Raw genomic sequence first — 12,894 nt, 5'->3', positions numbered from 1 at the left:
AGATAGGCCGACGATCAGCGTCTACCCGGGCTTCGGGGGTCCAGGCTTTTCCAGATGGATCGCTGGTTGTAACCACAACGCAATCACCGATGTCCCGGGAAGCACGCCGGTGGCCTACCGTACCCGAGGCGGGGTGGTGCGACTGCCTCTTTTGACGCGTTCCATCTGTATCCACCAAAACAGCTCTGCCTTGAATGCTCCTTTCATCCGAGTGAAGCCGTGGCGAGTTTCGCGCCGAACGCCAGGAAGACGGCGCCGACACCCGAGGTGAGGCCGGCGCTGAGCCGCCGGTGCCGGCGGAACCGGTTCGCCAGGAAAGTTCCGCCGAAGATCAGCGCGGTCAGGTAGAGAAGACTGAAGACCTGGATGACCGCGCCCAGGATCAGAAAGGACAGCGCGGGGGTGGCGTAGCCCGGGTCCACGAACTGGACGAAGAACGAGACGAAGAACAGGATCGCCTTCGGGTTCAGCAGGCTGATCGTCAGGGCCTTGCGGAACGGGCGGGGCTGGGGTTCCACCTCGGCGGTGACCGCCTCGGTGGTGTCCGGGCCGGTGCGCCAGGCCCGCCAGGCGCCGCGGATCATCTGGAAGCCGATCCAGGCCAGGTAGGCGGCGCCCACGTACTTGACGACGGTGAACAGCAGCAGGTTGGAGCGCAGGAGCGACGCCGCGCCGGCGGCGGCCAGGAACATGAGCACGGTGTCGCCGACGAAGACGCCGGCCGCCGCGCGGTAGCCCTGGCGGACGCCGTGCCGGGCGGCGAAGCTGAGGACGTAGAGAGAGTTGGGGCCGGGCAGCAGGATGATCAGGAAGGCGCCGATCACGTAGGCCCACAGATCCGTGATACCGAAGAACATGCCGCTTGCTCCTGGGGAAAGACTGGTGACATATCACGGTATCTCGTGATTAATCCCCCGATGCGTGCCAGATCCCGCCGTAGACCTGCCGATGGCCGAGCGCCCGGTACGTCGCGTCCACCATCGCCTGACCCCGCGCATTGATGCCGAGCCCCGGCCCCTGCTTGTTCATCGTGTACCCGAACGCCAGCCGCGCCGCCGGATCGCAGAACCCGACCGACCCGCCCATCCCGGCGTGCCCGAACGCGGTCTCCGACATCAGCGCCCCCTCGCTGTCGGCCGGCGGCAGATACCGGTTGTCGACCGACTTCATGAAGCCCAGCCCGAACCTGGTGGGCGCGAGCAGCACCGCGTCGGTGCCGGCCGAGGCGGTCAGCGCCATGAGCGACATGTGCTCCCGGGTGACCAGCCCGCTCCCGCCCAGCGACAGGGGACGATACAGGCCAGCCAGCCCCCGGGCGTTGGTGATCGCGCCGATGGCCCCGAGCTCGGCGGAGTGGGCCGCCCGGCTGTCGGACTCGCCGAGCGCCATGTAACCGCCCTCGTGCGCGAGCACCAGCGCGGGCAGCGAGGTGGGGTCGGTGAACGCCTTGATGTAGAAGGCGGGCGGATCCTCCGGCGGGTCGGCGGGGATCGTCGGCGCGACCCTGCCCTCCTGCTCCTCCGGCAGCCCGATCCAGAACTCCAGCCCGAGCGGCTCGGCCACCTCCTCGCGGAAGAACGTCCCCAAGGAGCGCCCGCTCACCCGGCGGATCACCTCCCCGATCAGGAAGCCGAACGTCAGCGCGTGGTAGCCGTGCCGGGTGCCCGGCTCCCAGAACGGCTGCTCGGCCGCGAGCCGGTCGGCCATCAGCTTCCAGTCGTAGAAGGCGCCGGTCGGCGGCGGCTCGCGCAGCGTGGGCAGCCCGGCCTGGTGGGCCAGCAGGTGCCGGACGAGCGTGCCGCCCTTGCCGTGGGCGCCGTACTCGGGCCAGTAGCGGATGACGGGCGCGTCGAGGTCGAGCTCGCCGCGCGAGGCGAGCACGTGCGCGCAGAGCGCGGTCGCGCCCTTGGTGCACGACCACACGTGCCCGATCGTGTCGCTCGACCAAGGGACGCCGGGCGCGGCCTGGCCGCCCCACAGGTCGGCGACGACCTCGCCGCCGACGATCACACACACCGAGGCGCCCACCTCGCCGCGCCGTTCGAGGTTGGCCTCGAACTCCTCCGCGACCTGCGAGAACCGGGGATCACAAGTGCCGTGCACGGTCATGGCCCGAATGCATCACGAATGGCGCCGTCTGTAAACCGATTACCTATTGACCGAATAGGGAATCGGTCTATATCTGGAGAGATGACCCTCTGGACTCCGGATCCCACGTTCTATCCATCTCCCAGAGACGCCGCCGACGCTCCCGCCGAGAAGCTGGCGTACGTCGCCGCGTTCGACCGCTCCGCCGAACGGCCCGACGCGCTGGCCGTCATCGACACGGACCCGTCCTCCCCCGGCTACGGCGGCGTCGCCGGCTGGACGGACCTGCCCAACACGGGCGACGAGCTGCACCACTTCGGCTGGAACGCCTGCAGCAGCGCCCTGTGCCCCAACGCCCCGCACCCGCACGTCGAGCGCCGCTACCTCGTCGTGCCCGGGCTGCGCTCCTCCCGCATCCACATCTACGACACCAAGGACCGGGTCAGCCCCGAACTGGTCAAGGTCATCGAGCCGGAGACCCTGGCCAGGCGCGCCGGCTACTCCCGCCCGCACACCGTCCACTGCGGCCCCGAGGGCCTGTACGTGTCCGCCCTCGGCGGAGCCGACGGCAAGGACGGGCCAGGGGGGATCGCGGTGCTCGACCACACCTCGTTCGAGGTGCTCGGGCAGTGGGAGCTGGACCGGGGACCGCAGTACCTGGCCTACGATTTCTGGTGGCACATCAACCAGGACGTGCTGATCTCCTCCGAGTGGGGCACGCCGTCGATGGTCGAGGACGGGGTGGTCGGCGAACTGCTGCTCGGCCGCAAGTACGGTCACAAGCTGCACTTCTGGGACCTGCGCAAGCGCACCCACGTCCAGGAGGTGGACCTCGGCGACGAGTACCAGATGCCGCTGGAGCTGCGCCCCGCCCACGACCCGACCCGCCTGTACGGCTTCGTCGGCGTCGTCACCAGCGTCGAGGACCTGTCGGCGTCCGTGTGGCTCTGGTTCCACGAGGGCGGTAGCTGGCAGGTGCGCAAGGTCATCTCCATCCCCGCGCGACCGGCCGCCGCCGACCGCCTGCCGCCCGTGCTCCAGCCGTTCGGCGCGGTGCCGCCGCTGGTGACCGACATCGCGCTGTCGGTGGACGACCAGCGCCTGTACGTCTCGTGCTGGGGCATCGGGGAGATCAAGCAGTACGACGTCTCGGATCCGTACAAGCCGGTGGAGCTGGCGTCGCTGCACGTCGGCGGCATCGCCCAGGAGACCCCGCACCCCGCCGAGCCCGGACTCCCGCTGCGCGGCGGCCCGCAGATGGTCGAGGTCAGCCGCGACGGCAGCCGCCTCTACCTCACCAACTCCCTGTACGGCTCCTGGGACGACCAGTTCTTCCCCGAGGGCGTGGGCGCCTGGATGGCCAAGATCGACACGGAGTCGTTCACCTTCGACACCCGTTTCTTCCCCCACGGGGACGACTTCCGCGGCCTGCGCCCCCACCAGGTGCGCCTCCAAGGCGGCGACGCCTCCTCCGACTCCTACTGCTACCCGTGACCCTTACCGCCGTGCTCCTGCTGGGCGCCTTCCACGGCCTGAACCCCGCCATGGGCTGGCTCTTCGCCGTGGCCCGGGGCCTGCAGGAGCGCTCGCTCGATCGGCTGCTCCAGTCGATCCCCATGATCGCCCTGGGCCACCTCGCCTCGGTGGCCCTGGTGGCGCTCGTGGTGTCCGCGACCGGCTCCCTGGTCACCGGGACCGTGCTGGCGGTGGCCGGCGGGGTGGTGCTGGTGGCGTTCGGACTGTGGCGGCTGCTGTCGGACCGGCACTTTCGCTGGGTGGGCATGCGGCTGTCATTGTGGCAGTTGGCCGGCTGGTCGTTCCTGATGTCGTCGGCGCACGGGGCCGGTCTCATGCTCCTGCCGATCTTCACCGGACTGCACGTGGAGGGCGGCGGGCACGCCGGGCATGCCGTCTCGGGAGGGCTGGCCGTCGCGGCGTACCACACGCTGGCCATGTTCCTGGTGGCCACGACGATCGCGGTGATCGTCTACAAGGTGGCCGGGCTGACCGTGCTCAGGAAGGCGTGGTTCAACGTGGACCGCATGTGGGCGGCGGCCCTCGTGGTGGCGGGCGTCCTCACGCTTGCGCAGGCTTGACCGCTCTGGTCAAATTTGGGTCTTGTCCTCTGACAGATATGCGACCTAAGCTCCGTTCTGCTCGTTAGTAAGGTTTCCTAATGAACGAGTAAGGAGCTCATCCCTTCATGCACCGACTCAAGCGGCTCGCCGTCATCGGCGCGATCGTCGCCGCCGCCTTACCCGCCCTGCCCGCCCACGCGGCCGTCACCCCCGTCCAGGCCAACGGCCAACTCAAGGTGTGCGGCCTGCGCCTGTGCAACGCGCAGGGCAAGCAGATCCAGTTGCGCGGCATGAGCTCACACGGCATCCAGTGGTACTCCCAGTGTCTCAACACCGCCTCCCTGGACGCGCTGGCCGGCGACTGGCAGGCCGACGTCCTGCGCATCTCCATGTACATCCAGGAGGACGGTTACGAGACCAACCCCCGCCTGTTCACCGACCGAGTCCACAACCTGATCGAACAGGCCACCGCCAGAGGCATGTACGCCATCGTCGACTGGCACATGCTGACCCCCGGCGACCCGATGTACAACCTGTCGCGCGCCAAGACCTTCTTCACCGAGATCGCCCAGCGCCACAACGGCAAGAACAACGTGCTGTACGAGATCGCCAACGAGCCCAACGGCGTCTCCTGGCCCACCGTCAAGAGCTACGCCGAGCAGCTCATCCCCGTCGTCAGGCAGCACGACCCCGACGCCCCGATCCTGGTCGGGACCCGCGCCTGGTCCTCGCTGGGCGTCTCCGACGGCGCCTCGGAGACCGAGGTCGTCAACAACCCGGTCAACGCGGCCAACATCATGTACACGTTCCACTTCTACGCCGCCTCGCACGGGACGTCGTATCTGAACGCGCTGTCCAGGGCCGCCGACAAGCTGCCGATGTTCGTCACGGAATTCGGCACCCAGACCTCCTCCGGGGACGGGGGCAACGACTTCACCCGGTCGCAGCAGTACATCGACCTGATGGCGCAGAAGAAGATCAGTTGGGTCAACTGGAACTACTCGGACGACGAGCGCTCGGGCGCCGTCTTCACCCAGGGCACCTGCCCGGGCGGCCCCTTCGCGGGCACCTCCCGCCTGAAGCCGGCGGGCGTCTGGATCAGGGATCGCATCCGCACCCCTGACGACTTCTGACCGCACCGTCTGACCGCACCGTCCGGCCGGGCCCGGAGACGACGGATCCGGCCGGGACGCTGTGGTCAGTGGCAGGACGAGCAGGGCACATGGCAGGGCAGGATGAGACATGTGCGGATAAACCTTCTCGGGCCATTGGAGGTCGAGGGCGACGCCGGGCCGATCGCGGTCGGCGGGGTGCGGCTGCGGGCGTTGCTGGCTCTGCTGGCCCTTGAGGCCGGGCGTACGGTGACGGCCGAGCGGCTGATCGACGCGCTCTGGCCGGACGCGCCGCCCGCCAACGGGCCCAACGCGCTGCAGACGCTGGTCAAGCGGCTGCGGGCGGCGCTGCGGCCGTACGAGGTGGTGGAGAGCAGACCCGGCGGGTACGCGCTGGCCGTCACCGAGGAGGACGTGGACGCGCTGCGGTTCCGGCGGGTGGCCCATCGGGGCGGCGGGCTGGAGTGGTGGCGGGGGGCCGCGCTGGGGGACCTCGTGTCCGTGCCGCGGCTGGCCAACGTGGCGCTGGCGCTGGAGCAGGAGCGGTTGTCCGCCGTCGAGGCACGGGCGCAGGCCCGGCTGGCGGCCGGGACGCCGGTGGATCTGACCGCCGAGGTGGCCGCGCATCCGCTGCGGGAGCGCCTCTGCGCGCTGGCCATGCGGTCTCTGGCCGCGTCGGGGCGGCAGGCGGAGGCGCTCGAACTGTTCGAGCGCACCCGGCGGACGCTCGCCGACGAGCTCGGCGTGGATCCGGGGGAGGAACTGCGGGCCGCTCACCTGGCCGTGGTGTCGGGAGCGGCACCGGCACGGCGGCCGGCCTCCCGCCACAAGGGCAACGTCCGGGCGCCGCGCAGCAGCTTCATCGGGCGGGAGGCGGAGCTGGAGCAGCTTGCCGGGCTGCTCGGGCGGGCCAGGCTCGTCACCCTGGCCGGGCCGGGCGGGGCCGGCAAGACCCGGCTGGCCACCGAGGCCGCCCTCCGGCTCGGCGGCGAGGAGACCTGGATGGTGGAGCTGGCCTCCGTCAGCGAGCCGGGGGAGGTCGCCGGCGCCGTGCTGGACACGCTCGGGCTGCGCGAGGAACACCCGGTGTACCGGCCGGACGGGCTGGGCGGCGAGGGGACGCAGTCCCGGCCGGACGGGCTGGGCGGCGAAGGGACGCAGTATCGGCCCGACGGGCCGGGTGGCCGGGGGACGGCGTATCGGCCCGACGGGGATCGAGGGGTCGCGGTCCTGGCGGAGGAGCTGGCCGGGCGGCGGATGCTGCTGGTGCTGGACAACTGCGAGCACCTGCTCGACGCCGCCGCCACGCTCGCCGAACGGCTGCTCACCGAATGCCCGGGCCTGCGGATCCTGGCCACCAGCCGGGAGCCGCTGAACCTTCCGGGCGAGCACCTGGCCCCCGTGCCGCCGCTCGAACCGCCGCCCGTCGGCGCGGACCCGGCGAAGGCCCGGCGGTACCCGTCGGTCAGGCTGCTGCTCGACCGGGCCACCGCCGCCAGGCCGTCGTTCACCCTCGACGGCGGGAACGTCGAAGCCGTCGTGGCGCTGTGCCGCAGGCTGGACGGCATGCCGCTGGCCATCGAGCTGGCTGCGGCCCGCCTGCGCACCATGGCCCCGAGACAGCTCGCCGACCGCCTCGACGACCGGTTCAAGCTGCTCACCGGCGGCAGCAGGACCGCGCTGCCGCGCCAGCAGACGCTCAGGGCCGTGGTCGAGTGGAGCTGGGACCTGCTGGAGGACGAGGAGCGCGTGCTGGCCAGGCGGCTGGGCGTGTTCGCGGGCGGCGCCACGCTGGAGGCCGTCGAGGCGGTGTGCGGGGCAGCGGCGGACGTGCTGGGCGCGCTGGCCGACAAGTCCCTGGTCCAGGTCTCGCCCGAGGGCCGCTACTCGATGCTGGAGACCATCCGCGCCTACGCCCTGGAACGCCTGGAGGAGGCCGGCGAGGTCACCGCGTACCGGCGGCGGCACGCGGCCCACCTGCTGGAGCTGGCCGAGCGGGCGGTGCCCGAGCTGCGGACGAGCGCGCAGACCGGCTGGATCGAGCGGCTGACCGCCGAACGCGACGACTTCGCCGCGGCGCTGCGCTGGGTGCTCGACGAGCGCGACACCGAGTCGGCCCTGCGGTTGTGCGCGGCGCTGAACTGGTACTGGTGGATGCGCGGCTACCGGCAGGAGAGCGCGGCCTGGGCCACGCAAGTGCTCGCCCTGGCGGGCGACACGCCGCCGCCCGGCCTCGCGGGTGCGTATGGGGCCTGCCTGTTCGCGTACGGCGTCGACAAGTTCGGCTCGATCATCAACGACCAGGCCGCCATGCGGGCACTGGCGGAGCGCGTCGAACGGCTGGTCGAGGCGGCCGAGCGCGAAGGGCCCGTGCACCCGCTGGTGCTGCTGAGCAGGGCCGTCATGGCCGCCGCCGCCGGGCTCGACGACCGCGCCGCCGAACTGCTCGACTCGTACGCCGCCGGCGACGACCTCTGGCTCTCCAGCGCCGCCCTCATGATCGGCGGCCCGCACCGTACGGAGGAGAAGCTGGAGCGGGCGGTGGCCGGGTTCAGGGAGGTCGGCGACCGGTGGGGGCTGAGCGAGGCGCTGCTCGGGCTGGCCTCCATGCGCGCCGCGCGAGGCGCCCCCACCGACGACCTGATCGCCGAGACCTGGTCGCTCACCAGCGACTGGGTCAGCGCCGACGAGGCCATCTCCACGCTGATCCGGCTGGCCGAGCTGCGTACCAAGGCCGGCGACCTGGACGGCGCGGGCGAGGATCTGGCCAGGGCCAGAGCGGGGGTGGACGAGGAGGCGACCCCGTTCACGCTGCTGCAGCTCGGGCAGGCCGAGGCCGCGTACGCCTGCCGACGCGGCGACCTGGACCGGGCGCTGGCGATCTACCGGAGCCTGTTCGGCGTGCTGGCGGAGGTCCAGCCGCTCACGCAGCTCACCGTCGCGCTCAGGACCGGCTACGGCCGGGCGCTGATGTGGAGCGGCGACCTGGACGCGGCGCTGGAGCAGCACCGCCTGGCCCTGGAGGAGCTCGGCGACGTCAGCCCGGACCGGCCGCTGCTGTCGGTGGTGCTGGCCGGGTTCGCGCTGGCCGCCCAGACGGCGGGTGACCAGGAGCGGGCTGCCGCGCTGTTCGGGGCGTCGTCGGCCGTCGAGCCGCACGACACCTCGCCCGAGACGCTCGAAGGCGTCCGCGCGGCCAGGGCCGCCCTGGGCGAGGAGCGCTTCGGCGCGTGTTTCGCCGAGGGCGAGAGGCTGCCCTGGCGGGAGGTCCTGGCCGTGGGCGATCACCGGACTTTCCTGGTGTAGGCCCGCAGGGCGAGCGGCGCGAACAGGGCGAGCAGCCCGGCGGTCCAGCCGAGCGTGATCCACACGTCGGCCGCCCGCAGGCCGCCGCCCAGGAGCCCGCGCAGCGCCGCGGCCAGGTGGGAGACGGGGTTGAGGTCCATCCACCAGACCAGCCAGCCGGGCATGTCGGTGGCGGGCACGAACGCGCTGCTGCCGAACGTGAGCGGCAGCAGCACGGCCGTGGCCATGCCCTGCATCGACGAGACCGACTTGGCCACCAGCCCGATCCAGGCCGAGCCCCAGCTCAGCGCCATGGCCATGAGCAGCACCAGGCCGACCCCGGCGAGCACGCCCAGGGGGCCGGTCGTGACGCGGAAGCCGACGGCGTACCCGACGGCCAGCGACACCGCGACGGTGATCACCAGCGTGAGCAGGTCCGCGAGGATGCGGCCCATCAGGGGCGCGGACCTGGCGATCGGCAGGGTCCTGAACCGGTCGAACACGCCGTTGCCGATGTCGGTGGCCAGGTTCATGCCGGTGGTGATCGTGGCCATCAGCGCCACCTGGACGAGCACGCCGGGCAGCATGTACGCCACCGCCCCCGCCCGGTCGCCCCCCGCGGCCCCGCCGAACAGGTACACGAAGATGACGATCATGAAAACCGGCTGGAAGAGCAGACCGGCGAGCTGGCCGGGGCTGTTCCGCAACGGGATCAGGCTGCGCCAGGCGAGCGTGAGCCCTTGGGACAGTGCGGTGGTCATCGGGGTGGTGGTGAGAGAGGCGGTGGTGCGAGGGGCGGTGGCGACAGGGGTGGTGGTCATCGAGTGTCTCCGGTGAGGGTGAGGAAGACGTCGTCCAGGGAGGGCAGGCGCAGGGCGTGCTCGGCGAGCACGACGCCCGCGTCGTCCAGCCTCCGCAGCACGGCGGGCGGCATGGCCAGGTCGTGCACCGGCACGGTCAGCGTCCCGTCGGTGGCCTTGACGCCCAGGATGGCCTCGGCCTTCTCCACGTCGGCGGCGTGCAGGGGCCTGACGTCGAGCCGGTGCCCGCCCGCCAGCGCCTTCAGCTCGCCCGGCGTACCGGCCGCCGCGACCCTGCCGCGGTCGATGACCAGCAGGTCGTCGGCCAGTCGGTCGGCCTCTTGCAGGTACTGGGTGGTCAGCAGCACGGTCACGCCGTCGGCGGTCAGCTCTTTGACCACGTCCCACAGCTCGCCGCGGGCGTGCGGGTCCAGGCCGGTGGTCGGCTCGTCGAGGAACAGGATCCGCGGCCGGCCGGCCAGGCTGACCGCCAGGTCGAGGCGGCGGCGCATGCCGCCCGAATAGCCGGCGGCCGCCCGCCCCGCCGCCTCCTCCAGGCCGAACCGGGCCAGCAGCTCAGCGGCCCTGGCCCGGGCGGCCGTCCTGGACAGGCCGAGCAGGCGGCCGATCAGCACGAGGTTCTGGGTGCCGGTGAGCTTCTCGTCCACGGAGGCGTACTGGCCGGTCAGGCCGATCAGCTCGCGGACCCGGGCGGGGTGACGGGTAACGTCGTGCCCGCCGACCAGGGCCCGGCCCGCGTCGGGGGCGGCGAGCGTGGCGAGGATCCGGACCGCGGTGGTCTTGCCGGCGCCGTTGGGGCCGAGGACGCCGAGCACCGCGCCGGTCCTGGCCCTCAGGTCGACGCCGTCGAGCGCGGCCTTGTCGCCGTACCGCTTGACGAGTCCTTCGGCTTCGATCGCGTACTTCATGCCTCCCACGGTGTCCGGCCGTCCTGGCACGCGCCTGGCAGCGATCTGTCAGCCGGCGCTGGCACGCGAGGGCGGGTGGTGTCAGATCCGCCGGCGACGCCGAGACTTCGGGGCTCATGGAGCACCGGCACCCGTTCGTTCCCCACACCCAGGAACGCCACGGACCCGAGGAGATGGTCGGGCGCGGCGAGGAGTTCCACCGGCTGGTGGACCGGCGGCGCAGTGTGCGGGCGTTCAGCCCGGAGCCGGTGCCGTACCGGTGCGTCGAGCCGACCGTGCGCGCCGCGGGCACCGCGCCGTCGGGGGCGCGCCAGCACTGCGCTGCACGTCCTGGGCCTGCCCACGCTCGCCCACACGCCGAACCCGATGGCGTTCCTCAGCGAGATCTGCCGCGGCCCGGCCAGTGAGCGGCCCTCCATCCTGTTCCCCGTCGGATATGCGGCGGAGGCGACGGAGGTGCCCGACCTCACGCGGAAGCCGCTGGAGGAAACCCTGATCCTCATGTCCTGAAATTTGGGCCTTTCCTAGGACATCCAACCTCATCACTCTCGGTTCAGGCGCCGGTTGACTACCCGAGCCCGAGCGCCTGAGGAGGACGAGGTGAAACGCCGTTTAGTCATCCTGCTGGCAGCCCTCAGCCTGATCAGCCTGACCGGCATGACCGGGGCGGGTGCCTCCGCCGAACCGCCGGCGAACAAGCAGTATCGCGTGGCGGGCCCGGCGAACGCGCAGCAGCGCAGTGCGGTGGCGGCCACCGGGGCCGCCATCGAGGAGGTGGCCACGGACTCGGTCCTGGTCACGGCCACGGAAGCCGAGGTCTCCGCCATCAAGCGGCTCGGTTACCGGGTCTCGGAGGTGCCCCGCCCGACACCCCCGTCCGTCGACGCCTTTGACTTCCCGCCGGCGGACTCCGGGTATCACAACTACGCGGAGATGAACGCGGAGATCAACTCCATCGTCGCGGCCCATCCGAACATCGTCAGCCAGAGCAACTTCGGCACGTCGTACGAGGGCAGGCAACTGCGCCTGATCAAGATCAGCGACAACGTGGGGACGGACGAGAGCGAGCCCGAGGTCCTGTTCACCGCGCACCAGCACGCCCGCGAGCACCTCACGGTCGAGATGGCGCTCTACATCATGCGCCTGCTGTCCGACAACTACGGCACCGACTCCCGGATCACCAACCTGGTGAACTCCCGAGAGATCTGGATCATGCCAGACATGAACCCGGACGGTGGCGAGTACGACATCGCCACCGGCAGCTACCGTTCCTGGCGCAAGAACCGCCAGCCGAACTCGGGCTCCTCGGCGGTCGGCACCGACATGAACCGCAACTGGGCCTACAACTGGGGCTGCTGCGGCGGCTCCTCCGGCTCGACCTCCAGCGAGACCTACCGCGGCGCGAGCGCCGAGTCGACGCCCGAGGTCAGGGCGGCGGCCAACTGGGTGCGCAGCCGCGTGGTCGGCGGCGTCCAGCAGATCAGGTCGCACATCGACTGGCACACCTACAGCGAGCTCATCCTGTGGCCCTACGGCTACACCTTCAACGACACGGCGCCCGGCCTGACCGTGGACGACCGCAACGCGCACGCCACCCTGGGCCAGAACATGGCCTCGACCAACGGCTACACGCCCGAGCAGGCCAGCGACCTCTACATCACGGACGGCACCATCGACGACTGGATGTGGGGCGTCTACAAGATCTTCAGCTTCACGTTCGAGATGTACCCGACCGGCTCCAGCCCCGGCTTCTACCCGCCGGACGAGCAGATCGTCCCCCAGACCACCCGGAACAGGGAGGCGGTGCTGCGCTTCCTGGAGTACTCGGACTGCGTCTACCGGATCATCGGCAAGGAGGCCGAGTACTGCGGCACCGGCAACCCGCCGGTGACCGTCTACTCCGACACGTTCGAGACGGCCACGGGCTGGACGGTCAACCCGGGCGCCACCGACACCGCCACCACGGGCACGTGGGAACGCGGTGACCCGGAGGCCACCACCTCCAGCGGCGCCAAGCAGCTCGGCACCACGGTCAGCGGCACGAACGACCTGGTGACGGGCCGTCTGGCGGGCGCGGCCGCCGGTGACTTCGACATCGACGGCGGCATCACCTCGATCCAGTCGCCGCCCATCACGCTCCCCTCGACGGGCGCGCTGAACCTGTCGCTCTCCTGGTACCTGGCCCACGGCTCGAACGCCTCGACCGCGGACTACTTCCGGGTCCGTGTGGTCGGCAACACCACGACCACCGTGCTCAACCAGGCGGGCGCGGCCTCGAACCGGAACGGCTCCTGGGCCACGGCCTCCGCGAGCCTGAACGCGTTCGCCGGTCAGACGGTGCGGATCCTCGTGGACGCGGCCGACGCCTCCGGGGCCTCTCTGGTGGAGGCGGGCGTCGACGACGTCAGGATCACCCAGCAACCGTAACGCTCGGCAACCGCTCCGCCGTACGGGATTTCGGTCTTGTGCGGCGGAGTCTTTTTGGGTCTTGTAAGGATCCGGTGTCAAGGCTACGATCGCGGCAATCCTTAGGAAAGTTTCCTAAAAGATTGATCCAACACCGGCCCGCGTTCACCTCCGCGGGCCGTGCCGTACGGTCCGT

At 71.1% G+C, this 12,894-nt stretch carries 10 protein-coding genes; 6 read left to right on the top strand and 4 right to left on the bottom strand.

Translation table 11 applies throughout. From position 1 onward, the window contains the following. Positions 1-203: 203 nt before the first annotated feature. Both leuE and AB0I15_RS02360 read right to left on the bottom strand, forming a co-directional pair. Complete coding sequence (leuE, locus tag AB0I15_RS02365; RefSeq protein WP_358088842.1) at positions 204-857, bottom strand: leucine efflux protein LeuE; 654 nt, start codon at positions 855-857, stop codon at positions 204-206. A 49-nt stretch (positions 858-906) separates the two neighbouring features. Beyond that, a complete protein-coding gene (locus tag AB0I15_RS02360; RefSeq protein ID WP_358088839.1) occupies positions 907-2,109 on the bottom strand; it encodes a serine hydrolase domain-containing protein in 1,203 nt (400 codons plus the stop codon). Positions 2,110-2,190: 81 nt separating this feature from the next. Here AB0I15_RS02360 and AB0I15_RS02355 point away from each other — a divergent pair, with 81 nt between their 5' ends. The 4 genes from AB0I15_RS02355 to AB0I15_RS02340 all read left to right on the top strand — a co-directional run bounded on the left by AB0I15_RS02355 (position 2,191) and on the right by AB0I15_RS02340 (position 8,584). Further along, positions 2,191-3,582: a selenium-binding protein SBP56-related protein gene (locus AB0I15_RS02355; protein WP_358088836.1), complete on the top strand. Its 1,392-nt coding sequence runs from the start codon at positions 2,191-2,193 to the stop codon at positions 3,580-3,582. Beyond that, a complete protein-coding gene (locus AB0I15_RS02350) occupies positions 3,579-4,184 on the top strand; it encodes a hypothetical protein (RefSeq protein ID WP_358088832.1) in 606 nt (201 codons plus the stop codon). Before AB0I15_RS02355 ends, AB0I15_RS02350 begins: the two co-directional genes overlap by 4 nt. 107 nt (positions 4,185-4,291) lie before the next feature. Further along, positions 4,292-5,299, top strand: a complete 1,008-nt coding sequence (locus AB0I15_RS02345; RefSeq protein WP_358088829.1) for a glycoside hydrolase family 5 protein — start codon at positions 4,292-4,294, stop codon at positions 5,297-5,299. 111 nt (positions 5,300-5,410) lie between these two features. Further along, positions 5,411-8,584, top strand: coding sequence for a BTAD domain-containing putative transcriptional regulator (locus AB0I15_RS02340; RefSeq protein WP_358088826.1), 3,174 nt, complete (start codon positions 5,411-5,413; stop codon positions 8,582-8,584). Here AB0I15_RS02340 and AB0I15_RS02335 read toward each other — a convergent pair. After that, positions 8,563-9,384 (bottom strand): ABC transporter permease, encoded by an 822-nt coding sequence (locus AB0I15_RS02335; RefSeq protein ID WP_358088823.1) that lies wholly within the window; start codon positions 9,382-9,384, stop codon positions 8,563-8,565. The genes AB0I15_RS02340 and AB0I15_RS02335 overlap by 22 nt on opposite strands. After that, on the bottom strand, positions 9,381-10,292 hold the full coding sequence (locus AB0I15_RS02330) for an ATP-binding cassette domain-containing protein (RefSeq protein ID WP_358088820.1): 912 nt from the start codon (positions 10,290-10,292) through the stop codon (positions 9,381-9,383). Before AB0I15_RS02330 ends, AB0I15_RS02335 begins: the two co-directional genes overlap by 4 nt. Before the next feature lie 366 nt (positions 10,293-10,658). Here AB0I15_RS02330 and AB0I15_RS02325 point away from each other — a divergent pair, with 366 nt between their 5' ends. Together AB0I15_RS02325 and AB0I15_RS02320 are read left to right on the top strand one after the other, a co-directional pair. Beyond that, a complete protein-coding gene (locus AB0I15_RS02325) occupies positions 10,659-10,802 on the top strand; it encodes a hypothetical protein (protein WP_358088817.1) in 144 nt (47 codons plus the stop codon). Positions 10,803-10,892: 90 nt separating this feature from the next. Continuing rightward, complete coding sequence (locus tag AB0I15_RS02320; protein ID WP_358088814.1) at positions 10,893-12,719, top strand: M14 family zinc carboxypeptidase; 1,827 nt, start codon at positions 10,893-10,895, stop codon at positions 12,717-12,719. The last annotated feature ends 175 nt before the right edge of the window (positions 12,720-12,894 follow it).

This window comes from Nonomuraea sp. NPDC050643, assembly GCF_040654715.1.
GTDB lineage: Bacteria > Actinomycetota > Actinomycetes > Streptosporangiales > Streptosporangiaceae > Nonomuraea.
Note: the sequence above shows the minus strand (reverse complement) of the source record. Positions and strands in the feature narration are given on the sequence as shown.

Coding starts and splice junctions, on each gene's coding strand:
- leuE (WP_358088842.1), bottom strand. CDS start 857: ATGTTCTTCGGTATCACGGATCTGTGGGCCTACGTGATCGGCGCCTTC.
- AB0I15_RS02360 (WP_358088839.1), bottom strand. CDS start 2,109: ATGACCGTGCACGGCACTTGTGATCCCCGGTTCTCGCAGGTCGCGGAG.
- AB0I15_RS02355 (WP_358088836.1), top strand. CDS start 2,191: ATGACCCTCTGGACTCCGGATCCCACGTTCTATCCATCTCCCAGAGAC.
- AB0I15_RS02345 (WP_358088829.1), top strand. CDS start 4,292: ATGCACCGACTCAAGCGGCTCGCCGTCATCGGCGCGATCGTCGCCGCC.
- AB0I15_RS02335 (WP_358088823.1), bottom strand. CDS start 9,384: ATGACCACCACCCCTGTCGCCACCGCCCCTCGCACCACCGCCTCTCTC.
- AB0I15_RS02330 (WP_358088820.1), bottom strand. CDS start 10,292: ATGAAGTACGCGATCGAAGCCGAAGGACTCGTCAAGCGGTACGGCGAC.
- AB0I15_RS02325 (WP_358088817.1), top strand. CDS start 10,659: ATGGCGTTCCTCAGCGAGATCTGCCGCGGCCCGGCCAGTGAGCGGCCC.